16 protein-coding genes and 3 pseudogenes are annotated in these 25,019 nt (G+C 70.9%); 7 read left to right on the forward strand and 12 right to left on the reverse strand.

Annotation, left to right across the window (positions count from 1 at the left end; translation table 11 throughout):
• A partial coding sequence (locus IF00_RS41710; RefSeq protein ID WP_158710541.1) for a hypothetical protein occupies window positions 1–1,032 on the reverse strand: 1,032 nt, incomplete at its 3' end.
• 524 nt (window positions 1,033–1,556) lie between these two features.
• Between IF00_RS41710 and IF00_RS42925 the strand changes: the two genes are divergently transcribed.
• The 3 genes from IF00_RS42925 (at window position 1,557) to IF00_RS0133130 (ending at window position 6,823) form a co-directional block, all read left to right on the forward strand.
• Window positions 1,557–3,422: an eCIS core domain-containing protein gene (locus tag IF00_RS42925; protein ID WP_280922634.1), complete on the forward strand. Its 1,866-nt coding sequence runs from the start codon at window positions 1,557–1,559 to the stop codon at window positions 3,420–3,422.
• Window positions 3,423–3,588: 166 nt separating this feature from the next.
• A complete protein-coding gene (locus IF00_RS42930) occupies window positions 3,589–5,151 on the forward strand; it encodes an eCIS core domain-containing protein (RefSeq protein WP_030324501.1) in 1,563 nt (520 codons plus the stop codon).
• A 478-nt stretch (window positions 5,152–5,629) separates the two neighbouring features.
• Complete coding sequence (locus IF00_RS0133130) at window positions 5,630–6,823, forward strand: hypothetical protein (protein ID WP_037639630.1); 1,194 nt, start codon at window positions 5,630–5,632, stop codon at window positions 6,821–6,823.
• A gap of 129 nt (window positions 6,824–6,952) precedes the next feature.
• On the opposite strand, the gene IF00_RS0133135 is transcribed toward IF00_RS0133130, so the two are convergent.
• From IF00_RS0133135 to IF00_RS0133155, 5 genes are all read right to left on the reverse strand, one after another.
• Entirely contained in the window at window positions 6,953–8,692 is a 1,740-nt protein-coding gene (locus IF00_RS0133135) for a lysyl oxidase family protein (RefSeq protein ID WP_030324504.1), read from the reverse strand.
• A gap of 899 nt (window positions 8,693–9,591) precedes the next feature.
• Complete coding sequence (locus IF00_RS0133140; protein ID WP_030324506.1) at window positions 9,592–10,827, reverse strand: cytochrome P450; 1,236 nt, start codon at window positions 10,825–10,827, stop codon at window positions 9,592–9,594.
• A gap of 24 nt (window positions 10,828–10,851) precedes the next feature.
• Entirely contained in the window at window positions 10,852–12,276 is a 1,425-nt protein-coding gene (locus IF00_RS0133145) for an NAD(P)/FAD-dependent oxidoreductase (RefSeq protein WP_051820746.1), read from the reverse strand.
• The gene (locus IF00_RS0133150) at window positions 12,233–12,460 is read right to left on the reverse strand and encodes a ferredoxin (RefSeq protein WP_030324509.1); all 228 of its coding nucleotides are present in this window, start codon (window positions 12,458–12,460) and stop codon (window positions 12,233–12,235) included. Before IF00_RS0133150 ends, IF00_RS0133145 begins: the two co-directional genes overlap by 44 nt.
• A gap of 250 nt (window positions 12,461–12,710) precedes the next feature.
• Window positions 12,711–13,814, reverse strand: a complete 1,104-nt coding sequence (locus IF00_RS0133155) for a PP2C family protein-serine/threonine phosphatase (RefSeq protein WP_051820747.1) — start codon at window positions 13,812–13,814, stop codon at window positions 12,711–12,713.
• 264 nt (window positions 13,815–14,078) lie between these two features.
• On the opposite strand from IF00_RS0133155, the gene lanKC reads away from it, so the two are divergent.
• Window positions 14,079–16,712 carry a class III lanthionine synthetase LanKC gene (gene lanKC / locus IF00_RS0133160; RefSeq protein WP_051820748.1) on the forward strand — a complete coding sequence of 878 codons (2,634 nt, stop codon included), beginning with the start codon at window positions 14,079–14,081 and terminating at the stop codon, window positions 16,710–16,712.
• A gap of 376 nt (window positions 16,713–17,088) precedes the next feature.
• Here lanKC and IF00_RS47245 read toward each other — a convergent pair.
• Window positions 17,089–17,298 (reverse strand): annotated as a pseudogene (locus tag IF00_RS47245) (amino acid permease); the annotation flags it as partial.
• 2 nt (window positions 17,299–17,300) lie between these two features.
• On the opposite strand from IF00_RS47245, the pseudogene IF00_RS0133170 reads away from it, so the two are divergent.
• Window positions 17,301–17,828, forward strand: a pseudogene (locus IF00_RS0133170) (amino acid transporter); the annotation flags it as partial.
• Window positions 17,829–17,846: 18 nt separating this feature from the next.
• Here the strand turns inward: IF00_RS0133170 and IF00_RS47875 are convergent.
• The 4 genes and pseudogenes from IF00_RS47875 to IF00_RS0133185 form a co-directional block, all read right to left on the reverse strand.
• Window positions 17,847–17,972 (reverse strand): annotated as a pseudogene (locus tag IF00_RS47875) (SAV_915 family protein); the annotation flags it as partial.
• Window positions 17,973–18,041: 69 nt separating this feature from the next.
• On the reverse strand, window positions 18,042–19,172 hold the full coding sequence (locus IF00_RS0133175; RefSeq protein ID WP_030324516.1) for a glutamate--cysteine ligase: 1,131 nt from the start codon (window positions 19,170–19,172) through the stop codon (window positions 18,042–18,044).
• Between the two features lie 150 nt (window positions 19,173–19,322).
• Window positions 19,323–19,985: an HAD family hydrolase gene (locus IF00_RS0133180; protein ID WP_030324518.1), complete on the reverse strand. Its 663-nt coding sequence runs from the start codon at window positions 19,983–19,985 to the stop codon at window positions 19,323–19,325.
• 11 nt (window positions 19,986–19,996) lie between these two features.
• Window positions 19,997–20,227: a hypothetical protein gene (locus tag IF00_RS0133185; RefSeq protein WP_030324521.1), complete on the reverse strand. Its 231-nt coding sequence runs from the start codon at window positions 20,225–20,227 to the stop codon at window positions 19,997–19,999.
• Between the two features lie 475 nt (window positions 20,228–20,702).
• Between IF00_RS0133185 and IF00_RS0133190 the strand changes: the two genes are divergently transcribed.
• Window positions 20,703–22,133, forward strand: a complete 1,431-nt coding sequence (locus IF00_RS0133190) for a DUF2252 domain-containing protein (protein WP_030324522.1) — start codon at window positions 20,703–20,705, stop codon at window positions 22,131–22,133.
• A 70-nt stretch (window positions 22,134–22,203) separates the two neighbouring features.
• Window positions 22,204–22,677, forward strand: coding sequence for a hypothetical protein (locus tag IF00_RS42935; protein WP_158710542.1), 474 nt, complete (start codon window positions 22,204–22,206; stop codon window positions 22,675–22,677).
• A gap of 28 nt (window positions 22,678–22,705) precedes the next feature.
• Here the strand turns inward: IF00_RS42935 and IF00_RS0133200 are convergent, their stop codons facing one another.
• The gene (locus tag IF00_RS0133200; RefSeq protein WP_245234702.1) at window positions 22,706–24,835 is read right to left on the reverse strand and encodes a CHAT domain-containing protein; all 2,130 of its coding nucleotides are present in this window, start codon (window positions 24,833–24,835) and stop codon (window positions 22,706–22,708) included.
• Window positions 24,836–25,019: the final 184 nt, after the last annotated feature.

A 25,019-nucleotide genomic window follows, 5' to 3' on the forward strand; every position in this document is an offset into this window, starting at 1 on the left:
CCGCATGCGACGCGGGACATCGAGAGCGTCGCCGTTGGCACCCTTGCCCACGGTGATCTGGTCCGTGCCGGACCACAGCCGCGCCTGCCCGCCCTGGGCATACCACCGCCACCGCTCACCCGCGGCCGGGTTCTCGACGAAGGCTCCCGAAGAAGCCGTACGGTCGGCGAAGGAGAAACCACCGGCGGATCCACCGCTGTGCACCTCGGTACCCTCCACATGCAGGGCCCGCTGAGGCGAGGACGAGCCGATGGCCACGTTGCCCGTGCCGTCGATCAACAACCGGTCACGGTCGGCGTTCCTGTCCGCGAAGTGCCAACGACCGTCGGAACCCGCGTATGTGACGTAGCTCCGGGCATCCGCGGCGGAGCTCTCCAGTCGCAGCCCGGACCCGTTTCCGGAGCTTGACGAGGTGAGGCGCAAACCGTCCTTGTCCCACGCTCCCCCCTCGATCTGCAGCCCGCCCTGCACCTTGAGCGTCCCGGTGCCGCCCTCCACCGAGAGAGCGGGAGACCCGGACCCGTCGGCCGAAGGTACATTCACGTCCAGGCCCCCGTCCGCCCGCGCACGGAGATCAGCAGCCGGGGCGTCCTCGACCTTCAACGTCGCACTGTTCGACCCCGCTGGACGGCGGAACTCGAGCCGTTCCACCGGAACCCCCACTGCCCGGCGGGGTCCTGGAGACAGGGTCTTCACCTTGCCTTCGGAACCGAACGTCAGCTGTGCCAGTACCACTTGCTGCCCTGTGTCCTCGAATCCACCCGCCGGCAACAGACGGAGCCACGGCGCCAGGAGCCAACCCTGCTGTTGCGTACCTCCCATCGCGTCGAAATGGCCCATGACCTCCTGCCAGGTCAGTGTCAGCACCTGATCACCGAGCAGGGTCAGCCCCCCGGTCTCCAGCGTCAGGCCGTCTGCTGACACCTTGACAGGTTCGCCGCCCGCCTCCGGACCCGTCACCGCCCGTCCCCCGTCGACCAGCACGATCACGCGACCCGCGGCGTCCAACGCCGAGCCGGTGGAGACCTTCACCCCGGTGCTCCCCGCGGTCGCGGTCACCCGCAACCCGCTGGCCACCCCCCAGCTGTGCAACGCAGAATCCCGCACTCGCCCGATAGGCAGCAGATAGCCTTCTACATCCGCATGGTTCTGGGCTTGGTAGGAGAAATTTCCGGCAGCTTGATACCGGATACGCTCTAGTGCCATGTCAATTCACCGCTACGTCGCTCGTCGCGTCGAACCGGGGTTTAGGACGTCACTGTCGCGTCCTTCAAGCGGATTCGTCAGGGAAAGCGCGCACGGTGAGCGCCGAGTGCGCGCCGTTGCCATGACCGCCCGCCCCTGTTGTTCCAGCCCAAGGGGCAGCGTGGCATATCGCCTGCTCACCACAAGGATACGCCGGTGGCCCGGCGGTCGCCTCCGTACACGGTGGTGATCCGTACAGCGATCCCCTCGGACGGAGGCCGGGCACAGTTGAAGAGTAGTCAGGCTCAATGCCCTGCTCGTATCGTGGGGATCTACCATCGGAGGCGTTCGAGCCCCGGGGAGTGACGGCGATGGCCGAGCGAGCACTTCTTCACGCAGCGTCGAGTACGTCGGAAAGGACGCCTCCCACGGACCGGAGCCCACACCGGAACCATGGTGGCCCTTCCCACGCCAGTCGGGGAGTGTCCGGCCCAGGACGTCCCATCGGTCCGGATGTCCGAGGCGACATGGAGGCGCACCTCGGTCACGACTTGAGCCATGTCCGTATCCACACGGACGAGTCTGCAGCGATGTCGGCGCGGGCGATCGGGGCTCCCGCATTCACGGTGGGCCGCGATATCGCGTTCGCAGCAGGACAATACGCGCCGGGAACAGATCAAGGGCGAATTCTCCTCGGTCACGAGTTGACTCATGTGATTCAGCAGGCCGTCCCCGGCGATGCGCAGGGCGACGGACTCGTCGGTGCGGCTGGTGCGGCGGGGCGGGATGCCGAGGCCGAGGCGGCGGCGATGTCCGAGGCGCTGCGTGATGGCTCTGCCACGGGGCCGCCGCGGGTTCGAACGGGATCCGCACCCGTACTCCAGAGATACGAGGCGGGAGAGCACGCCAAGTTCGGTGAGGCGCGCGAGGAACTGAAGGGACTCGTCAGCAGACGGGCCCTTGCGCACAAGGTCAGACGCGGTGAAACGCCCGCCTCCATCGCGGCGCGGTACGGCATCACCGAGGCGGAGCTCCGGTCGACCAACGCGGCGCAGATCAGGACCTGGAAGTCGGCCAAGAGGGGCGGAAAGACGGTCCAGGGCTTCAACGCCGGAGAGACGATCGTGATCCCTCCGGCGGTGAACGAGGCGATCAAAGACGCTTTGAGCCGCGGCGAGTTGACCATCGTCGTGGGGGGTGTGCAGCTGGACTACGGCGAGGGCATCGCGATGGGTGACTTCTTCGCAGACCCGGCAGAGATGCTCACTGCACCGGACGCCACTCTGCGGGAGCTGTCCCGGCTCATCAAGAAGGACAAGGCGGGCCCCGCGGGAACCGTGAAGACTGCGGAGTGGGATGCGGTGACCGGCGGGAGATACTCGAGTCTGGCCCTCAGGAATGAATCTCACTTCTCCCCCTCGAACCCCGCCTCATCCGCCGGCTCGCCCGGGGACCACAAGTCCTCTTGGGAGAGGCATCACGCCGAAGCCGTCACCGAGTCCCAGAAGGGAAACAAGGAGAAGGCATTGGCGATCAACGCGTTTGCCGACCACTTCCTCACCGACGCCTTCGCCGCCGGACATCTCATCAACAAGCGGGACGTGATGGAAGCATTCAAACGCAACATCACGGTGAAAGCTGACAAGAAATTCACTGCCGAGTCGGTTGCCTTCTTCGACGCCGTGGCTGCCAAGTCGTTCGTCGGCGCCGTCAAGACTGCGTTCTCCGCGTACGAGACGGTCGAAATGAAAGGGTACGTGTTCCGTCCCGACATCGACTCGGTGAGTCGATTTTCGTCCCTCCTGCAAGGGATTCACGAGAAGGAGCCGGACCTCCTGTCGAATGCGGTGGTCAAGGGCGTCCACGACAGGCTGAACACACTTCAGGGCGGCGTTCCGGTGGAGAACAATGTGGGCGACAGCTGGAATCTGTCCGGGGACACCTCGCTCAACCCGGACAGCATGAGGGTGGCGCGCAAAGCAGTCGCCCAATCGCAACTCAATGTGCTGAGCGCCTTCAAGGCCCAAGGAGTGGTCATCGCCGACTTCTACAGGAGCGTCTGGGATCTTGTGCCGCACGTCACGACTCGGGGCGAGACGATAGTGAAGGAGAACGTGACGAGTGGCACGGACCCGAAGTCGGCAGCGCTGATCGACGCCACGGTCTCTCTCATCAGAGAGAACTACCTCCTTATCATCACAGAGCTCGAAAAGCGCAACGTCCTCAAGAAGGCGTGAGCACTGGGCCCCTTCCATGAAACGTCCCGCGGACCAAGGCGCTGCCGTTGCCACCGCCCGGGACTGGCGGGACGATGGAAGGGTGCTCTCGCACCAGCTACCTGCCGCGTCGAGCCACGCCGCACGGCAGCACGGAACGAGCGAAGTCCCACGATCCGGCGACCTCGTGGCCCGAACCGTTGCGCATGCCGCCGCGTCGAGCGGCACGGCGCTGGACCCGGCCACCCGGACCTGGGCAGACAGCCGCTTCGGGCATGACTTCGGCGACATCCGGGTCCACAGCGACCCGGTCTCCACGGCCGCGCTGGGCGCCGCCGCGTACACGACCGGCACCTCGATCGTCTTCGCGCCGGGACGCTACGCCCCCGGCACCGCATCGGGCCGTCGGCTCCTCGCCCACGAGCTGGCCCATGTGCGTCAGCAGCGCGGCAGCACCGCGCCGCCGCGGTCGGTGGGGAGCCCGGACGCCGCCACCGAGCGGGAGGCCGACCGGGTCGCCGACCTGGCCGCCGGCTCGGGGGGCCCGGGTCGACCACTACCCGAGATCCGATACGCGCCCGCGGCCGGGACGGTCCAGCTCCACCCCGAGGAGCCGTGCCCGGCACCTCCGGAATGGCAGCCCGAGAGTGCGGCGCCGCGAACGATCTACGGCCCGGCGAACCGGCTTCTCGAAAGGATCTACCGGGCCACGCACGCGGGGCCCAAAGAGCAGATCCTGGTCGGCTCCGACTTTCTCTACGGCGGGAACCCGGACTACGGGATCACGCTCCCCAAGGACGCGCAGGATGCCGAGTTCGCCCAGGATTTCCTGGGGGAGCTCCGCGGCTTGAGGCGTCAACGCGCGCCCGACATCATAGACTTCACCGCTCGCACGATCTACGAGATCAAGACCGTCGCCTACGCGGACGAGGGGCAGGAACAGCTCAGGGACGAGTACCGGCTGGCCGATGCACTCCAGGTCAAGCACGGAGGGCGGCCTTGGACCCGGGTGCACGCCACGTGGTTCCCGCCTCACGTACTGGGGCCGCTGGAGGGCAGCCCCGACTGCAAGATCTGCACCGCCGCGACCGAACACCCCGTAGGGAACGAGGGCCTGATCCTCTATCAGGTCTACCGTCGCAGCGGCGAGGAGCGGAAGAGGGAGAGCACCCCGTCCCCGGAGAAGGCCAAGGCGCTGGCCGCGCTGGCCGAGGGCGCGCAGAAGCTGCGAAGGCAGTTCGACCACTATTCCGGCGAGCACAAGGTCCAGGCCGAGCTGATCGACCGGCCATCGGTTTCCGGCTTCGCGGGCTACTGGACCAACCAGCTCTTCAACGGGCCCGTCCCTCCCCAGACCATCTGGCTCAACGCCTTCGCCTCACTCGCGGCGGTGGACTCCTCGGTGCGGACCGGGGACGTCCTCCGCGCCACGGCGAGCCTGGTCCGGGGCCGTCGGGAGTTCCTCCTGGCCCAGCGACGCTATCTGATGTGGAAGGAGGGCATCGAGCCGGCCGGCCGAAAGGCGAAGATCGCCATCGGTGTCCTGGCCGTCGCGGCGATCGCCGCCTTCGTGGCACCCCAGCTCCTCACCCCGGAGAAGGCACCGCAAGCCGAGCAGCTGGTGGTGCGTGTCGCCGAGCTGGTCGCGGAGAACGACGCGAGGATGCTGGCGACGGATGCGCTCTTGACGGAGGCCGAGATCGCGGCCGAGGCAGAGAAAGAGGTCGAGCTCCTGCTCCGCGTACCGTAGCCGGGGCAGTGCGGTCACACGCTGCCCCGCCGCGGCGGCGGTGCCCGAGCACGCCATTCCCTCCCCCGGCCCTTACCGCGCGAGCCGGGGGCGAACGAAGGGAACCCGCCAGATGAGCCACCGTCTCCACGGCCCGTCCGTCCCGGGACGCACCTCTGCGAGTGGGGCCGTCGCTCGTACTGACGAGGTCCCTGCGACTCCCTGACCGCCTCGTCAGCGAAACGAACGGCCACAGCGGCCACGAGGCGGAAGGGAACGAACGTGCTGACGTCCCGGAGACTCCGCTACCGGGCCGAGTGCAGCGGGACCTCGTACGTCGCGGGCACCGAGCCGCATCGCACAGCCGCGCCGCCTGTGGATCGATCGGCTTCCCCGTCGACCGGGTATTCGATCCGCGGCGGCGCGGGTGGGGTACCGCTTGCCTCGCGCGGGCTGCGGACCATACTGGTCGGGCCCTGATCGCCCACCGAACGGTTCCATGGCCAAGAACAGCATTTCATCGACCACCGTCCCCGACACCACCTGGCTCGGGCGTGGGCGTCACCTCGGGCCCGAGCCCGAGCGGGACGTCCGGCGCAACCTGCTCGCTCTCAAGGCGGCCCGGGTGATCGACGACTTCCTGGACCTCGACCCCGTCGAGGCGGCGCGTTCCACCGATCTGTACCCCAGGGACGAGTCCGCCGACCCCGGCCCGTCCGCCCGCCGGCTCTTCGAAGCCCGCTGGCGCGTGGCCGACGGCGTCACGGTTCGCGCGCAGCTGACCACGTACGAGCCCGAGTCCCGGCGCACGAAGGGCGAGGGTGTCACCTGGGTCCTCGCCGCCGAGGCCGAACGGGCCTGGGAGGCGAGCTGGCCCTCACCGGCCACCGTGTTCTGGCCCGACAGCGACCAGGTCGCATGGGACCACGAGACGGTTCCGGACGTACGCCTGCGGACCACGAACCACCTGCCGAAGGACGACGACGAGTTGCGCCGCCTGCTGCGGGCCTGCACCCGGCAGAGCTGGTTCATCCATGTCGTGGTCCATGAGGCGATGACGCCGGACGCCCTGGGACGCCGGCCGATCACGGCGTTCCTGCCACCGAGCCTGCGGCACCGGGTGGTCGAACACCGGGCCACGCCGGACCAGGCGCTGATCGCCGACTTCGTGATGAAGCGTGAGCTGGGTGTGGGGATACCGCGCGGTGGCGCCGTCATCCTGCCCCCGACACCGCAGGTCCCCGGCTACGACGCGGAGCGCTTCACGATTCGTGATGTCTTCCTGGACGGCACGGAACCCACCAGGCTCCTGGCCACGATCGAAGAGTTCGCCTCATTGCCCCGGCCGATGCCGGCGGACGCCGAACAGGTCCTGACGCGGCTGCGCGAAGGCTGGCACCTGCTCACCACCGCCGAGGAACTGGCGCACGCACGGGCCATGGTCACCAGGTACGCCAAGGCACTCGAAGCCATGACAGCATCCTGCGACCTGTACCGGGAGGCCGCCGAGTCGGCGCTCGGCGCCCTCGCCGAGGCGAACAGCGGCGACGGCGCCCCCCGGACGGCATCGCCGGCGTCGTCCAAGGAGGATCCCTCACCCTGGAAGACCCTCACGAAGACGCTCGCCCGCTTCCGGGCCCCGAGCCCCCAAGCGCCGGACACGGAAGTCCAGCAGCGTCCGCACGACCAGTGAGATGTGCGGGAGGACGGACCGGTCACCCGCTGACCGCCCCGGGGTCCGCGTCCCACGGGGATTCCGTATGACGACCGAGCCGGCCCCGTGGGGCCGGCTCGGCGGATACGGCGGGGAGCGCCGTGTGGGTCAGTTCGCGTTCACGAGGTCGTGGGCGGGGACGGTGACGGTCCGCCGGCCGGGGGTGCCGCCGAGGACGACCTTGCGCAGAGCGCTGTTGTTGTCGAGGTTGGTCTCCTTCAGCCGCTTGGCCGGGTTGGCGAGGACCTGGATGTAGTAGGTGCCGTTGGGCAGGTCCGTGATGTCGAAGGACTGTCCGGGCAGGTCCTGGGTGTAGGTGTCACCGGAGCCGACGTCCAGCACCTCGCGGACGGAGATGGAGTTCTCCTGGCCGCAGGCGGTGGACAGGTCGGTGTTGTTCGGGTGCCAGTTGGCGTTCTTCACGGTGTAGTCGACGGCGTCGGTGTTGGCGAGGCAGAAGGCCTCCTTGCCACTGCGGACGGCTTCCTTCTGGTCTGCCTTCAGCAGCCGGTAGCTGGCGAAGTCGGTGAAGTGCCAGTGCACGTGGCCGGGACGCGGGTCCCACTCCATGGTGCCGGTGGGCGTGTAGCCGACCTGCTTGCCCTGGGCGTCGTAGAAGTACTGGTAGGCGTCCATCATGGCCTTGCCGGGCGAACGGAAGCCGTCCACGACGAGCTGGGCCGGGCCGGCGTTCCAGACGTTCGCGCTGAAGGCGAGGTAGTCCTTGCCGGGGATGTCCTGGGCGCCGCCGTCGCTGATGGTGATGCCATAGGCCGGCAGGGACCGCAGGTCGGGCTTGGGAACGTTCGGGACGGACGGGGTCCCGGTGGGACGTGCGGGCCGGGGGGCGAGAGCGGGGGCCTGGCGCGAACCGTCGGTCTGCCCGGGGGTGTCACCGGCGGCCCGGACGCCGGCGCGACCGGCCTGCTGCACCTTGAGCGCCCACGGCAGGGCCGGGGGCGCCGCCTTCAGCGGCCCGTGGCCCACGTTGTAGGAGGGGCCCGCGCCGCTGGTCTGCGGGGCTCCGGCCTGGGCGGCGGTCGGAGCGTGTCCCGCTCCGTGCCCGGCGTGGGCGGAGGGGGCCTGGTGCGCGGGGCCGTGTCCGGCGTGTTCCCCGGCGGCGGCCGACCGGCCGTTCTCCCAGCTGCGTTCCTCGACGGTGAGCTTCACCGAGGCGGGCTTGTCGGCGATGCCGAAGAGATCCCGGTACTTCTTGGCGACCCTGACCTTGGCCGTGTACGTGCCCGCGGCGAGCTTCACGGGCTCGGTGTAGGAGCCGCCGTAGGTGTTGGCGGCCCACCCCTTCTCGACGCCCCACACGGAGCCGAGGGTGAAGGGGTTGGTGGGGCAGCTTTCCGGATACTTCGAGGTGGCGGGCGCGTCGGGCCGGATCCGTCCGCTGGCGTTGTTCGGGCAGAAGCTCTCCGCGCGGCTGACGACCACCTTGCCGTCCCTGTCCGTGACGGTGATCTCGGCGAAGCCCGGCAGTCCGGAGAAGTCCTTAACGGTACCCAGGGGCAGCGTCTTCGCCTTGCTGCCGCCGCCCTCGAACACGGTCTGGGTGACCGTCACGGGATCCTTGTAGGACTTCCGGGTCACCTTCAGCTCCAGAGGCCTCCCCTCGGCGGTGAGGTACGTGCCCAGGTCCAGGTAGACGCCCGGCTCCTCCTTCCACGAGGTGAGCGTGACCGAGCCGGTCGCAGCGACGAGGCTGAGCGTCGGCCCCGTCGCGGCCGTCGCCTGCTCCGGCGCGGCGGTCATGAGACCGACCGTCACTGCCACGGCGGCGACAGCCGTGGCCCCGGCGAGCAGCGGCCGCCGTAGCCGGTTGGTGCGCGTCGTACTCATCGTTCCCTCGTCCTCCGGATGCTGTGCGGAAGCGGATCGGCCGCGGCCCGGCGGGACGTCTCCGCCCCGGGGCTCATGCGGTGTGGGGCGCTCGGTGCACCCGCGCTGTGAGAGGAAGGCATCGGACGTCCGGTTGTCCGGAGAGCCGAAACGTCACGAAGTTGGCCGGAAGGCGCTCCCCGGACGAAAGCCGGACAGGACTGCCGAATCGACACCTCACCACCGGAAAGGGGATCCGGTTCGGGAGATGCCGAGAAGCTCACCGGTGGCCCGAAACGTCTGTCGCTGATCCGGTGACGGCAGGGCCCCGCCCGACACGGCGGGGCGGGCGGCCGCCCGCCCGGGTGATGCGTGGCTCCTCCCCGTCGACGCGAGCGTCTCTGCCCCGGCCGTCGGCGTCGGTCTGCGTTCGCCGTCGGCGTCGGCCTGCCCTTACGGACGTGTGGCACCGTGATCAACCAGGACGGAGGCGGGCCCGCGCGGCAGCGGCAGCAGGGGATCCGGCGCGAGCGGAGGGCATGGATCGGCCCGTACGGTGCTCAGAGGTGCATCGGGTCACCGATTCGTGTGGGGCGCCAGGCCGTCCCGGTAGTCATGGTCACAGAGCGTGGCCCGCTGGGCCGGGCCGACGCTCTGGTTTCCGTGCGGAGGGCGGGAAGGAAGCCTTCAGCGGCGCGTGGAGAGCCTCTGCGCGTACGACACGCCCGCGCCCGGCCCCCGCCGGGCAACGGCAGGACCGGCGGGCACGACCGCCGGCCCGCGTCGGGAAGCGCGCACCCCGGCGCGCCGGCAGCACTCGAAGGCGGTGGAGAGCTCCCGCGCCCGCCCATGGGCGGTACTGACGAAGCGGCAGTTCGGTACGCGCGATCCGCGTCGGCTCCGCGGACCTCACACACCCCCTAGGGTCGGATTCCGTCGCAGGCGATCCGCAGGTGGCGCGGCCCGCGCAGTACGGCGTTCTGGCGGTACTCGGGCGGGTCGTCGAGGAGGCGTGGGTTCTCCAGTCTCCGGGCCAGCTCCGCCAGGGCGAGTTGGGCTTCCAGTCGGGCGACCGGTGCGCCGAAGCAGCTGTGGATGCCGCTGCCCAGGCCGAGGTGCTGGATGTCCGGGCGGTCGGGGTCGAAGCGGTCCGGGTTCTCGAACCGCTGGGGGTCGCGGTTGCCGGACGCCAGGACCAGCCAGAGGGCGGATCCCTCGGGGATGGTGACGCCGCGGACCTCGATGTCGGCGAGAGCGGTGCGCCCCGGCAGCAGCTGCACCGGCGGCTCGAAGCGCAGCAGTTCCTCGACGATCGGCACGGCCAGTCGCGGTTCGGTCCTCAGACGCTGGAGGACCTCGGGATGGCGCAGCAGGGTCAGCATTCCGTTGCTGATGAGGTTGACCGTGGTCTCGTGCCCCGCGATCAGGAGCAGGGCCGCCGTGCTGAGCAGTTCCATCGTGGTCATCGGACCGTCCTGGCCCTTGGCCGTCGCCAGCTGGGAGAGCATGTCGTCCCCGGGGTTCTTGCGGCGTTCCTCGATCAGACCGGCCAGATACATGCCCAGCGCCATCCGGGCCTCGTGCGCGTCCTTGCCGCGCTCGGCGGGATCCGCGTCCGGATCGGGGTCCAGGCTGGCGGCGAGGGTGTCCGCCCAGGTGTGGAAGCGTGCCTCGTCCTCGCGCGGCACTCCGAGCAGCCTGCAGATCACGGTCACCGGGAACGGGTAGGAGAACTCCTCCACCAGGTCGATCCGGCCCGGGTCACCGAGGCCGTCGATGAGGCCGCCGACGATGTCGTGGAGCTCCGGGCGCATTCCGTCGACCCGGTGGGGGGAGTGCGGCGGGCCGAAGTGCCGGTTCGTCATGCGTCGCAAGCGGTCGTGTTCCGGCGGGTCGAGCCGCAGGAAGCTCGGCGGCAGGGCGCTCTCCTCAGGGGCGGACTCCGCCGGCGGGTCAGCGTTGCCGGATGCCACGTTGCGGGCGTCGGAGCTGATCCGAGGATCGTGCAGAAGGCTGCGGATCTCGTAGTAGGTGCTGATCACGTACGCCCCGTCGGTCTCGTGGTGGACCGGTGTCTTCCGCAGCTCTTCGTAGATCGGGTACGGGTCGGCCCGGTTGGCGTAGTCCAGGATCTGGTGCAGCAGGGTGGGCGTCATGGCAGGTCCTTGTGGCCGTACGGGTCAGTGCGCGGGGGTGAACGTCATCCGGCGGTCGGCCGGCGAGTATCCGCTGAGGGTCACGGTGGGGCCGTGGCTGGGGACCGACGGGTCGGGGAAGTCCGCGTCCACCGGCCGTTGCCCGCCCGCGTGCCGGTCGACCGTGGGGAACTGCGGCGGGAACGGCGCGGTGCGCTCGATGAGTTCCTGGTAGAACGGCAGCCACCGGCCGTGGTCGAAGGAGACGGCACCGATGACGCGCCCCTGGTATCCGTAGACGCCGACGAACCGGCGGCTGTCCAGCGAGCCCTGCGAGATCAGGATCTCCGTCCCCATCGACGGCACTCCGACCGACTTGATGTTGACGCCGAACTGGGACGACCAGAAGGCCGGCACGTCCATGTGCGGCAGCCGGTCGACGCTCTCGCTGACCATGTTGTGAGCCGCGATCCCGGCCTGGGCGACGGCGTTGCCCCAGTGCTCGAGCGACAGGAACTGATAACCGAACAGGGGATGGGGACAGCGGGCGACATCACCTGCGGCGTAGATGTCGTCGGTGACGATGCCGCGGATGTCGAAGGCCCGGCAGCCGGCATCGCAGGCGATGCCGCGGGGCCCGGCGCCGAGCCCGGAACCGTACAGCCATTCGGTGTTACGGAGTGCGCCGAGCGAGACGACCACCACGTCGGTCTCCACGGTGGAGCCGTCGGACAGATGCGCGGCCCGCACCCGTCCAGAGGCGTCGCCCTCGAGAGCGGTCACCATGACCCCGCACCGCAGGTCCACACCGTGCTCGCGCTGGAGGCCGGCGGCCACCGCGGCCACCACCCCGCCGAGTGCACCGACCAGGGGCGCGGCGCCCCGCTCGGCGACGGTGACGGGGATGCCGCGTTCGCGGCAGGCGGAGGCGACCTCCGAACCGGCGAATCCGCCCCCGATGACGAGGACCCGGTGGGGTCCCTCGTCGAGCCGCCGGGCGAGCGCGGCGGCCTCGTCACGGGTCCGCAGCACGAAGACGCCGTCGAGTTCCGCCTCCTCCTCGCGCGGCCACGGCCGCGCCCGTACCCCGGTGGCGATCAGCAGTCGGTCGTACGGCACCTCGTCGCCGTCGGCCAGCCGTACCCTCTTCGCGGCCATGTCCAGCCCGGTGGCGGGAACGCCGAGCCGCCAGGTCGCGTCGACGGATCGCAGCCGGGGCAGCGCGGTGCGTTCGGCGCGCGCCCTGCCCAGCAGCACTCCCTTGGACAGCGGGGGCCGGTCGTACGGTTCGCAAGGCTCGTCGCCGATCATGGTCAGAGACCCCGCGAAGCCCATGGCGCGCAGGGTCTCGGCAGCCCGCAGGCCTGCCAGCGAGGCGCCGACGACGACGATGCGGCCCTCGCGTTTGAGCTGCTCCAGGACTCCGTCACCGACCACCGGGCACCGCCTCGGCCGGCTCGTCCACGGCATCGACGAGGATGGCCTGCACCGGGCAGGCCGCGGCGGCCTGGGCCAGCTTCTCGCGGTGCGCCTCGTCGGGATCCGGGTCGTACAGCAGCGCCTCGTCGCCGTGCATGGTGAAGATCTCGGGAGCGAGGAACGCGCACTGCGCGTACCCCTGGCAGCGGTTCAGATCGACGGCGATGCTGACCACGGGATCGGTCCTCTCCAACGGCTCGGTCGAGCCCTCTGCGCCCACTCTCACGGGCCGGGAGGGTCACAGCGACGGGGGCGGACCGATCGAGTGAGCGATGGGGCCCGGTCTGGTCTGGTCGTGGGCTCGGGTCTGATCTGGTCGTGGGCGTGAGGCCCCCGTGGGTCCCCGTGGGTGGTGCCTGGCCGGCCGCCCGGTGCCGTGGCCGGGGAGGGCGCGGAAGACGACGGAAAAAAGGGCCCCCGTCCCGTCAGCCCGGCCCGGAGGCGTCCAAGGTGAGGATCAGGAGGGTGACGTCGTCCTGGATCTTGGGGGCGAATCGACTCAGATCGGCCCAGATCTCGTCGGGCAGCCGGTCCAGACCGACACCGGTCATACGGGCCAGACGCTCGACGAACGGGTAGAAGGCCCCCGAGGCGTCCCGTGTCTCCAGGACACCGTCCGACGCCAGGAGCAACAGGTCCCCGGGCAGCAGCGACACCGTCGCGGCGGTCCCCGGCATGACGTCGGCGAGGCCCAGTCCCAGGGGCGGTCCGGGGTCGGGTTCCAGGATGCTCACGGTTCCGCCGCGCAGCAGGACCGGCGGCGGGTGGCCGCAGGCCAGGACACGGACCTCCCGCCCGTGCGGCATGAAGTCCAGGAAGACGGCCGTGGCGAAGAGCTCCGCGTGCTCCGTCCGCGCCGAGTCGACGACGAGCCTGCGGTCCAGCCGCGCCGCGATCGCCTCCGCGTCCACGTCGTCCAGCACGGCCTCACGGAACGCCCCCAGGACGGAGGCGACCGTCGCGACGGCCGACAGACCGTGCCCCTGCACGTCGCCGTGGACAGCCCGTACCCCGTGGGGACCGGGCCGGACGTCGAAGAAGTCGCCTCCCACCAGCGTGCCGCGCTCGGCGGCGCGGTACAGGCTCGCGCAGCGCACGGGCCCCACCCTCTGCTGTACGTCGGGGACGATGGCCCGCTGGGCCGTCTCGGCGACGGTACGTTCCAGGTCGAGCTGCTCGTCCCGGCGCCCGCGGACGAAGGAGACGAAGACGCTCAGGGTCGCGACGAAGCCGAGGGTGAAGAGGTCGGTGTTGCCGGGCTGGTTCAGATGGAAGAAGGGAATGGTCAGCAGCCCGATCGTCGCGGCGCCGAGAAAGGCCGTGGCCAGCGGTCCGTAGGCCAGGACGGCCAGCGGAGGCACCGCGCCGAGCAGGAAGCCGATGTCCAGCGGAGCGGACTCGGTGAGGGAGGCCGCCCCGACCCCGACCAGCAGCAGCACGGGAAGAACCCGCACCCAGCGGGGCGGCGGGGCGCCGCGCAGCCAGCTCCGCCGGTGCGGTCCGGTCGCCGACTTCCTTGGCTTCACCACACCACCAGGCTCCTATGCCGGAGTGCACCGCGCACTCCACGGCCGCCGCCCCGCCGGTCCTGGGGGGCCGGGGCCGTGGACGTCCACCTGGGGGCTCCTGGGCCGTCGCCGAGCGGGAGCGGGAGCGCCGCCGCCCGCGTCGACAGCGGGCACGACCTGCCCGATACCGGTCGCATGCCGCCCACGAACCGTTTCCATACCCGCCGGTCCTAGCGTCGGGCACAGCCGTCATGGCCGCCCGCTACCACCCCGCGAGGAGATTCCGTGCTCGAAGGCTTCGGCGAAGCGCTCGCGGACCGGGAGTACTTCCTACCGCTGTCCAGCGTGACCGACCCCGGGCCGCGCTTCGCTCCCAGCGAGGTGCCGCCGGGACTGCGCGGCGCCGTCCAGGGCATCTGGACGGCCTGGGGCGGTCCGCGGGCCGGGCTCGCCGAACAGGGCTGGAAGATCCATGTGTCGGCGCGGCTAGACCGGGCGCAGCACGTGCTCGACACGGTCGCCGGGATCTGCTTCTCCGAAGGCGTGCCGTTCAAGCACCTGAGCGCCCGGCTCTTCTTCCTCTTCCTCCATCACAAGCACGCGGCGCGAGCCCAGTCGGGCAAGTTCTGCGCCGTCTATCCGCCGGACACGGCGACCGCCCGCCGACTCCTGGAACGCCTGCGTGACGCGCTCGACGGGGAGGAGGGACCGTATGTCCTCACCGACCGGCGCTTTCGCGACTCGCGGACGGTCCACTACCGCTACGGATCCTTCGGTGCCCGCAGCCGGCTGCGCGCCGACGGCACCCGCGAGGGGCTGGTCCGCGACGGCTCCGGCCGCGAGGTCGTGGATCTGCGGCTGCCCGCCTTCCACCTGCCCGCGGGGATCACGGACCCCTTCGCCGAGCGGGAGGAGCAGCCGCACGAGGGCCCGATCCTGATCCGCGACTACGAGGTGACCCGTGCGGTGCGCCTGAGCAACGCCGGTGGCACCTACCAGGCCCGGGACCGGCGGACCGGCCGCACCGTCTTCGTCAAGGAGGCTCGCGCCCACAACGGGCTGGTCTTCGACGGGACCGACGCGCAGCAACGTCTGCGGCACGAGTACGGCGTGCTGCGCGAGCTGCACGCGGCCGCCCCCGGGGTGGGCCCGGAGCCGCTGGACCACTTCACGGAGTGGGAGCACGACTTCCTCGTCACCGAGCACGTCGCCGGGCAGCCGCTGGTGAGCTGGCTGAGCCGGTCCTCGCCGCTGGCCCGCGCCGACCGCACGGCCGAGTCCGTCGCCGTGTACTACGAGGTGTGCCGGCGCCTGCTGGCCGCGCTGGACGCCTCGCTGAGGCGCATGCACGCCGCCGGCTACCGGTTCGGCGACCTCAGCCTGGGCAATGTCATGGTGACGCCGTCGGGCGGGGTCCGGCTGGTGGACTTCGAGGCGGCCTCGGCCCTGTCCGCGCCGCCCTCCGGGATCGGCACCCCGGGGTTCACTCCCCCGCCCGGCCTGCTCCGGCTCGACTCCGATCCGCTGCTGCGGGACCGGTACGGCATGTCGGCGGTCGCGTTCGCGTTCCTGGCGCCGTTCAACGAGATCGCCGAGCACGCCCCCGCCAACCTCGCGCTGCTGCGCCGCGACCTGGCGGACGTGGCTCCGCCGCCCGACCTGTGGCAGCGGGCCACCGCCTTCCATCCGACGGAGGACCGCGCGCAGGATCACGTGCGGGACCGGGCAGAGGACCACGCCCCTGACCAGGGCGGTCCCGGCCGCCTTCCCTCCCCCGCCGAGCTGGACGCCGATCCGCGCGGCTGCCTCGTCCGGCTGGCCGAGGAGGTGGCCGCGGGGCTGCTGGAGACGGCCGACGCCGGCCGGCCGGAGTGGGCCTTCCCGCCCTCGCCCGAGGCGTTCCGGACCAACAACGTGTGCCTGGCTCACGGCACGGCCGGGGTGGTGCACGCCCTGCACCGCGCCGGGGCAGCGGTGCCGGAGGAGATCCGCGAACGGCTGCGCCGCGACACCCTGGCGCAGCGCGACGCGCTGCCTCCAGGACTGCTCGTCGGCTCGGCCGGCATCGCCCGGGTGCTGGTCGGCATCGGCCTGCTGGACGAGGCCGTCGACCTGCTCCGGGACGCCGACGACCATGCGCTCACCGCCTCCTGCGGCACGCTGGCCGGCGGGCGGGCCGGGGTCGGCCTGGGCTGGCTCGCCCTGCACCGGCTGACCGGGGAGAGCAGCCACCTGGAGCGGGCCGCCTCGGCAGGGGAGCACCTGCTGCGCACCCCCGACCTGCCCGCCACCCTCGGCGAGCACGACGCCCGCGGTCTGCTGCACGGCCGCTCGGGGCTCGCCCTCTTCCTCCACCGCCTGGCCCGCGACACCGGCGAGGACCGCTACCTGGAGGCGGGGCGCATGCTGCTCCACCAGGAGCTGGACCGGACCTTTCCGCTGGACGACGGCGCCCTGTCCGTCTCCGACGACACAAGACTCAGCCGTGCCATGCCGTACCTGGCCACGGGCGCGGCCGGCGTCGCTGCGGTGCTCACCCGCTATGTGGCCACCGCGCCGGACGAACGCTGCGCCACGGCGCTGCCGAGGCTGGTGGCCGGCATCCGGGTCTCCCGCGCCACGAAGGAGGGGGGCCTGTACCGGGGGCTGGCCGGACTGACCTGGTTCCTGACCGAGCACGCCGAGCTCACCGGCACGGACGCCGCCCGCGCGGACGCCGTGGGCGCCGCGACAGGCCTGCTGAAGTACGCGGTTCCTTACCGGCGCGGTGTCCGCTTCCTCGGAGCGGGTTCGCAGCGGTTCACCGCCGACCTGTCCAGTGGCGGAGCGGGGGTCCTGCTGGTCCTCCACCGTCTGCTGTCCGGCCCGCTCCTGACGAAGCCCCACCACGCGCGTCCCCGGATCCCCGCAGCCCGCTGACGGCGCCGGGCGGACGTCCCATGAACGCCTGGGCACGGCGGCCGTCACCTCCGTGCCGAGGCAGGCAGTTGCCAACCGACACGACCCCGAGACGAAGGTGGAGAGCACCCATGAGCCAGATCCTCGCGCTCCAGACCCTGGACACCGAGCCGGAGGCCTGTTCCCTCCCTCCCTGCTTCAGCGTCGCCTGGAGCATCAGCGACATCTTCCCCGAGCCGATGTGACCGACCGGCACCCGTGAGGGCCGGGACCGGTGGGCCTGCCACCGGTCCCGGCCCGGAGTGCTTCGCCCGACCTGCCTGCGCGCCCGATGGGGGTTCGCAGGATCCGGCCCGCTTCACACCCCCGACAGCCTGGTCGGCGGCAGCGGATCGGGTCAGCAGCGGAAGCGGAGTCGGCACACGACGGCGTCGGTGTCGCGGCGGACGGCGTGGGCGACGACCGCGCCCCGCCGGTTCTGCAGAGCACGCTGCCAGAGGCGCTCGGGCTCGGCCTCCGGGATGAGAACGGTGACCTGAGTGCCGGGTTCGGTCGTCCCCAGGCCGCGTACGTACGCCGCAAGGGGTCGGCCGAGCGCGCGGCGCTCGGCTCCTCTCCCGCCTCGGGCGGGCCTTCGAACTGCGCGTCACCCACATCGAGCTCGACGAGATGGCCCAGCGCTTCATCCAGGACATCTCCCGGCGTACCCCGCGGTTCATCGCCAACGAACCGGACAACCGGGACGTGGCCGAGTACCGCGACAAGATCGAGCAGATCCGCGCCGACAACGATCTGCCCACCACCGAGGACTTCGTCTTCGTCGAGGTCACGGTCACCGACCCCTCCGAGTTCGAGGCGGGCCTGACCGTACGCGGCGAGGTCATGCACGACCGCTATCGCGTCCTCACCGTCGAGTCCTCCTCCATCCCGAACGCGCTGGCCGCCCTCCTGCTCCACGCCCGCGACCTCACCGGTGTGAGCCCGCACGTCTACTTCGAGTGGACCGAGGGCAACCCCTTCGCCAACTTCCTCCGCTTCTTCCTCCTCGGCCAGGGCGAGGTCGCCCCCGTCACCCGCGAGGTCCTGCGGGAGGCGGAGTCCGACCGGAACCGCCGCCCGCGCGTCCACGTCGGCTGACGCCGGAGTCGTCCCGCGCAGGACCGCCCGCGAGAGCCGGATCCAGGGCTGGTCCGAGCCGGGAGTGGCGGTCAGCCTCTCCACGGTGGTGAACCCGACAGCGGTGCGGCTGCCCAGCGGCGTGCGGAAGACGCGGACCGCCACCGCGTGTGCCCCCGGCCGGACGCGGACCTCCAGGGGCCCGGCCGGGTCGGGTTCCTCGGGCTCGGGATCTCAGGCTCGGGAGTCGCTCGTGATGCGCGCGCACTCGATGACCACCGAGGTGAGACTGCCGTGAGTACGCAGGAGCTCGCGCTGGATGCGGGCTCCGTTGCCCCGGTCCAGCAGCCCGGCGATGCCTTCGCGGACCCGTGCGTCGTCGCCGCTCTCGACCAGGGCCTCCTGGACATGGGCGTACAGCGCCTGGACGACCGCGGCCGCCGGAGCCTCTCTCATGGTCTCGGGATGCAGGAGCGGGCCGTCCAGGCCTGACCGGCCGGCCCGCCATGCCGCCAGCCGAAGGAGGTCCGTGTCGACGCGGGAGGGAGGATCCCCTTCGCGCCAGGCCCTGGCGGCAGTCTCGACGAGGGCGCGCACCAGCGCGGCGAGGAGTACCGGCGTCGACGCGTCGAGGCACACGTCCGCCACTCTGACCTCCACCGTGGGGTAGGTGGCCGAAAGCCGGGCGTCGAAGTAGATCATCGCCTCGTCTCGCAGGACTCCGGTGTCGAGCATGGCACGCACCTGCTCGTGGTAGCGATCGGCGGAGCCGAAGACCGGCATCGGGCCGGCGGAGGGCAGTCTGTTCCACACCCGACTGCGATAGCTCGCGTACTTGCTGTCCTGCCCCTGCCAGAAGGGCGAGTTCGCGCTCATCGCGGTCAGAACGGAGAGCCAGGGCCGGATCCTGTCGAGTACGGCGATGCCCTCCTCGTCCGACTCGACCGAGACGTGGACGTGGCAGCCGCAGGTGAGTTGTTCCTGCGCGGTCAGGCCGAACTGTTCGCCCAGCCAGGCGTATCGCTTGCCCGTGTTCAGCGAGGGCCGGGCGGGGAGCGGCGAGGTGGCGAGGGCCGCCACGAGGGCGCCCGCGGACGCGGCGTGCCGGCCGGCCTCGGCTCGGCACCGGGTGACCTCGTCCCCGAGTTCGCCCATCTCCGTCACCGGTTTCGTGGCGAACTCCACCTGCTCCTTCTGCAGTTCCTTCTCGAAGGCGTGCTCCGGCGCGCCGTCGGCGGAGTCGTCGCGGGCCCGCTGACCCGCGGACCGGTCCGCGGCCGCGAGAACGGCACTGGCCAGGGCGAGGGGCTTCCCGGTACGGGCATGCACGAGAAGCAGCTCTTCTTCCACGCCCACGCTTCTCATTCCGCCACCGCCGTTCGCCCGCTCTCCCTGAGCGGGAAGGTATATATGTCCTGACCGACGCTCCGAACGGCAAACCTGTCGAAGCCCCTCAGTGCCTCTCCGGCGAGCGGAACGGGCCGCGCCGTTTCACGAGATCCGCCTGCCCCTGGCCTACGTGGCGGCGAACGGGCTGTCACCGAGACGGGCCAGCAGATCGGCCGGATCGCGGTACACGGCGGCGGCACCGGCCTCTTCCAGGTCGGCCCGCGGGATTCCGCCGCAGAGGAGGCCCACGGCGGTCACACCCGCGCGGGTGGCCGCCCTCATGTCCCACACGGTGTCGCCGACGAACACGGCCCGCTCGGGTGGCGTCCGGGCCAGCCGAAGGGCGTGCCGGACGGGTTCCGGTGCGGGTTTGCCTTCCTCGACGTCATCCGAGGTACTGGTTTCGGCGATGGCGTCGTCGGCGTCGATGGCCCGGCGCAGGGCCGAGAGCTCTCTGTCCTTCGCCGATGTGACCAGGACGACCAGCCAGCCGCTGCCCGCGAGGGTGCGCAGCAGGTCGGCGACCGAGGCCAGGGCGGGCAACCGATCGAACCAGGTGGCGTACAGGGTGTCGTGCGCGGCGCTCAGGCGGTCGTCCTGCGCGGGGTCGCGGTCGCCTCCCAGGAGGTGGTCGAGCAGGTCCTCGCCGGGCAGGCCGATCGACCGGTGGACGGAGTGCATCGGCACCCGGTGCCCGGCCTGACGCAGCGCCTCCCACCAGGCGACCACGTGCAGGTAGTTGGTGTCGGTGAGCGTCCCGTCGACGTCGAAGAGCGCGGCACGGTCCATGGTTCTCCTCCTCACGGTTCCCGCAGGGCGGGGAGCAGCTCTGCCTGCGACCGGCCGAGGAAGGGCTCCTGCGGGTCGCCGCCGACCTGGCCTGCGCGGTCGCCCTGCGACCCCGGCCGGGGGCACGTGGGGCCGGAGACGACGCAGGGGTCGAGGAACGCTCTCTCGGGGCCCGCGGCGCGGGCGACCGGTTCGCGGGGCCCGGCCTGGTCGGTCTTCGTCGTGTCGCCGTAAAGGGCCATGGAGACCACATTGCTATGTCTCTCCCGACCTCACGAGCCGACAGCCGTGCCAGGGCTCCCGAGAGCCTCGCCCGGGCGCCCTCTGCTCGGCGTCCGTCGCCTTCGGGCCGACACCCGGCTCCTCGGTGCCCCTCTCCCACGAACGGTCGCAGTCGGCGCCCCTCGCCCTCGAAAGACGTCGCAGAGCCCTGAGGTGCGCAACAGGCCCGGCGGGTCGACAGTGGAAGTGACTCGATCAGCTGGCGCTCGTCGTGGGGACCGCCCGCGTCATGCCGGCAGCAGGTGGCAACATCGCCGCGGCACCCGGCATCGCGATCGCCGATGCCGGGGGCGAGGGCGTGGGGTGAGCCCGCACGCCCACCCGGCATCGATGATCGGCCCGTCCGACATCGGAGGAGACCGCGGAACCCTTCTGGCCGCCCCGGCCGGTGCCGGACATCCCGACGGCCGCAGTGCCGGGCAAGGAGGGCCTTCGATGCCCCAGAAGTCGACCACGGGGATGCGTGCGGCACCCCATGCCACGCCCGCCGAGCGCACGGCACTCGGCAAGGAGGCCCGGCGCCGCTCGCCGCGATCGAGCCACGCCGCGTACGAGCCGCCTTCCGACAGGCCGGATCCGCTGACGATCCTGGAGGCGCAGTCCGCGACACGCGTGCCCGAGCTCGTTCCCATCCGCTACAGCCGTATGACGGAGTCCCCGTTCCGCTTCTACCGGGGCGCCGCCGCGATCATGGCCTCCGACCTGGCCGCCACCCCGCGCTCGGGATTCACCGCCCAGCTGTGCGGGGACGCCCACATGCTCAACTTCCGTCTCCTCGCCTCGCCGGAACGGCGCCTGATGTTCGACATCAACGACTTCGACGAGACGCTGCCCGGTCCGTGGGAGTGGGACGTCAAGCGGCTGTCGACGAGTTTCGTCATCGCGGGCCGGGCGAACGGCTTCGACGACGACGAGCGCGACCGCATCGTGCGGCGCACGGTCCGTTCGTACCGCGAGGCGATGATCGGTTTCGCTGCCATGCGCACCATCGACGTCTGGTACGCGAAGATCGACGACGAGCGCCTCAAGTCGCTGGCCACGGACCGGCTCCACAAGCGCGGCCGGAAGAACCTGACCCGTGCCATGGAGAAGGCCCGGAGCCGCGACAGCCTGCAGGTCTTCGACAAGCTCACCGAGATCGTCGACGGCCGGCCCGTGATCGCGGCGGATCCCCCGCTGCTCGTCCCGGTGGCCGACCTGATGCCCGACGTGGAGCGCCACGCCCTGGAGCGCCAGTTCCGCGGTCTGATCGAGCGGTACGGCCACTCGCTGGCGTCCGACCGGCGCACGCTCCTGTCGGACTACCGTCTGGCCGATGTCGCCCGCAAGGTGGTCGGGGTCGGCAGCGTCGGTACCCGCTGCTGGATCTTCCTGCTCCTCGGCCGGGACGACCAGGACCCGCTCTTCCTCCAGGCCAAGGAGGCGGACACGTCCGTGCTCGCCGCGCACGTCGGCGCGAGCATGTATCGCAATCAGGGCGAACGGGTGGTCGCCGGCCAGCGGCTGATGCAGGCCACCAGCGACATCTTCCTCGGCTGGGAGCGCGTGGACGGCATCGACGGCAAGAAGCGCGACTTCTACGTCCGCCAACTGCGTGACTGGAAGGGCATCGCCCTCCCCGAGACGATGAACCCGAGGCGCATGCAGGCGTTCGGCGAAGTGTGCGGGCTCACGCTGGCCCGCGCGCACGCGCGGTCCGGCGACCGGATCGCGATCGCCGCGTACCTGGGCGGCGGCGACTCCTTCGACCGGGCGATCGCCACGTTCGCGGAGGCCTATGCCGACCAGAACGAGCGCGACCACCAGGCCCTCGTCGACGCCGTAGGCGCGGGCCGGCTGCCCGCGGAGGAACTGCCGACGCCCTGATCCGGCAAGGGGCCTGGTCCACTCGTCGTCTGAACACGAGCGGGGGGCCACGGTTCCTCCGTCTCGTGACGTGACCGGTGTCACGGGCGGTACGTTTACGCCGACAGTCACACGGGGGACGGGACGACCGGAAGGAACGGAAGTGCAGGTTTCGACGCTCAGCCTCTGGGGTGCCGCCGCATTCGGCGCGGTCATCGGCTGGATCGCCTACCGGACACTGCGGCGTGCTGCGAACGCACCCAGGATCACCGATCTCATCACGGTGATCGCGGCATTGGGTGGCGGCGCGGTCATCAACACACAGTTCGCGGAGCCGGATCTGTTCGCCTGTTACGGCATCGGGCTGTTCGCCGGATTCTTCGCCTACTTCGTGATCGGACTCCTGGTCGACCGATCGGAGCGGAAGGCCCAGGACAAGCGCGAGGCGGCGCAGATCCCCGCGCAAGCGACGCAGACGACGCAAGCGGTGGAGGGGGCACCCGCAGGGACGACGGAGCCGGTCGGCGCACGGCAGAACAGTTCGACCTGGATGGGCGACCTCTGACGCTCCGGCGCGCCGACGGGTGGGGCCGTCAGGAAGCGAAGCTCAACCGCAAGGCGGCCGAACAATAAGCCGTATAGGCGAGCCCCAGGACGTTCCCCTGCCCCAGAAGCTCCATCCGCACCTGGTGCAGGGCGGATCCCACGTCGTGGCCGGCGAGGAGGAGCTCCCAGAACCGCTCGGCGAACCTGCCGGCCAGCCCCTGTTCCACGGTGATCTCCGTACCGACGACTCCGGCGGCCTGCAGTCCGGCGAAGGCGGTGACGAAGGGCAGCCAGGACCGGGCGTCGTGGTCGGCGGTGTGACAGCCGTTGAGAAAGACCAACGGCGCGACCCGCTCCCAGCCGTCCCAGCCCGGGTCCTCGCCCCAGGCGTTCAGATCCTCGGGCAGGATCCGGTCCGTGCCGCCGATCTCCAGGACGGTGGGTGTCGACACTTCCCCGGCCTGAGGGCGGCGTCCATGGCCGTAGAAGTAGAGACAGTCTCCGGGAGTATCCGTCAGGGACTGCCGGAGTGCCTGCTTCCGATCACAGACACGCAGCTCCGCGAAGCTCCCCCGCAGGACGGACAAGTGACGGGTCGCCACATCGCCGGCAAGCGCGTGACTCCGTGCCACGGTGAGGGAGGGCCGGGTTCCCTCACGGCCTGCCCGCAGGCGAATCCGGCGTCCCCTTCGAACGGACGGGGGCTGCTCGATGATGTGCCGGAATCCCCAGAACCCGTACGGGCAGAGCGTGTTGAGCGGATGCACGGCACCCTCCGGACAGGAGCGGGCCGTGGGGTCCTGTCGTACCCGCTCCCATCCCGCGGCGCACGGCTCCAGCGCGGCGTCACTCTCCACCGCGTTGTCGTACAGCAGGGCCCACGGGAAGACGAGGTCGTTCAACTCGGTCCGGCACACCTGGATCTCCGCGGGCTCGCGCAGCACGTGACGCAGGGCCTCCCGTTCCGGGCGGCTGCGCGCGACCATCTGGTAGAGCGTCCAGCCGAGCCGCGCGAGCCGGGTCATGTCCCGGAGCAATGCGGGGAAGTCCTTGCCGTGGTTCGCGTCGAGGAGGTTCACCGGCCGCGATGCGCCACCCTCGACGCGGAACTCGGCGTGACAGGCGAAGAGTGCGGCCCTCGCCTGTTCCAGCGCGGTGACCACCTGGTGCTCGCTGAGCCAGAACGTGGCGAGGGGCCCGCCCCCGGCGGTGACATCGATGGTCATGGCGCCGTCCTGTCGCCCCACTCGCACCGCCGCGGAGCGCCGGGGCAGCTCGCTCAGCGCCGCGAAGCCCGAGGTCAGCGTATAGTCGACCGCCGCCGTGGTGGCTCCTCCCGGCCCTTCGTCGGCGGCGATGGACGTGGTCAGGGTGACCGACTGCAACTGGTTGCCGCGGTACGAGACGAACATCCGCAGCCGGGCAGGGCCCGGCTCCTCCGGAGCGACGAACGGGATGTGGAGGTGCCGGCCACGGTGCCCTTCCTCACACGTGTGCCGGCCTCCCGGCTGACAGTGGCAGACCCAGGACGCCCCCTCGCGGGGCAGGAAGAGCCAGTGCTGCGCGGCGGGGAGGCGCAGGTCGTCGCTGACGACGGTGACCTGGAGCCAGTCACCGCTCCCGTCGTCGTCCGTGTGGTCGAGGCTGTTGTCGGGGAACGCCTCGGCCTGCGCCGCAAGGAGACTCCCGGGCTCCAGGCCTCCGATGTCCACGCGGAGTTCGTACGTCCTGCCGGAGGCGAGGAGACGGTCGGAGGGGATGACCACCCGCGAGAGAGGCCATACGACCGCGACGTTGAGGAAGCGCTCCGTGGCGTCCGGCTCGGAGGAACCGTCCGTCACGGGGACGGCGTCCGACGCTTCCTCGTCATGGGGCACGGGCTCGACGTGCCGACCGTCCGGCACGGCGCCCACGGGCACGCCGCGCAGGCCCTCCCGCTCCTGTCGCAGGAACAGGCCCCATGTCTCGATGGCTCCCGTGTACTTGTCGTACACCTCCTCGCACTTCTCAGTGAACTCGTCGCCGTCGAGGTCCGGATCGTTCAGCAGGGCGAGCCAGCCGTCGCGGGCCTTCTCCTCCAGCATGTCCGAGTGCCAGAGGTCGGAGTCCCGCAGAGCTCGCAACAGTCTCTCGTCCTCGCACCGCGGCGCCCATCCGTACGTCACCGAGTCCCGCATCTCCACGCCCGATCGCCCCTCGTCTCCGACTGGTGATGGCATTCTGAGGCAGGCGGAGGAACGGGGGCCAACCGTGGACCGGGATCAGGACATCGTCATTCGGCTGTCGTGGCAGGGCCGAGACGTCAGTGCGGTCGTCCTCGACGACCGAGGCGACCCCGTCCACGCGCCCGCGCCACCGGTC

Source organism: Streptomyces flavochromogenes (assembly GCF_000717595.1).
Classification (GTDB): Bacteria; Actinomycetota; Actinomycetes; order Streptomycetales; family Streptomycetaceae; genus Streptomyces; species Streptomyces flavochromogenes.

Bases quoted from the DNA above. Each gene is read 5' to 3' on its own strand.
- IF00_RS42925 (WP_280922634.1), top strand. From the start codon at position 1,557: ATGGCCGAGCGAGCACTTCTTCACGCAGCGTCGAGTACGTCGGAAAGG.
- IF00_RS0133180 (WP_030324518.1), bottom strand. From the start codon at position 19,985: ATGGACCGTGCCGCGCTCTTCGACGTCGACGGGACGCTCACCGACACC.
- IF00_RS0133190 (WP_030324522.1), top strand. From the start codon at position 20,703: ATGCCCCAGAAGTCGACCACGGGGATGCGTGCGGCACCCCATGCCACG.
- IF00_RS0133135 (WP_030324504.1), bottom strand. From the start codon at position 8,692: ATGAGTACGACGCGCACCAACCGGCTACGGCGGCCGCTGCTCGCCGGG.
- IF00_RS0133185 (WP_030324521.1), bottom strand. From the start codon at position 20,227: ATGGCCCTTTACGGCGACACGACGAAGACCGACCAGGCCGGGCCCCGC.
- IF00_RS0133145 (WP_051820746.1), bottom strand. From the start codon at position 12,276: ATGCCGTGGACGAGCCGGCCGAGGCGGTGCCCGGTGGTCGGTGACGGA.
- IF00_RS0133175 (WP_030324516.1), bottom strand. From the start codon at position 19,172: ATGAGAAGCGTGGGCGTGGAAGAAGAGCTGCTTCTCGTGCATGCCCGT.
- IF00_RS0133200 (WP_245234702.1), bottom strand. From the start codon at position 24,835: ATGCGGGACTCGGTGACGTACGGATGGGCGCCGCGGTGCGAGGACGAG.
- IF00_RS0133130 (WP_037639630.1), top strand. From the start codon at position 5,630: ATGGCCAAGAACAGCATTTCATCGACCACCGTCCCCGACACCACCTGG.
- IF00_RS0133140 (WP_030324506.1), bottom strand. From the start codon at position 10,827: ATGACGCCCACCCTGCTGCACCAGATCCTGGACTACGCCAACCGGGCC.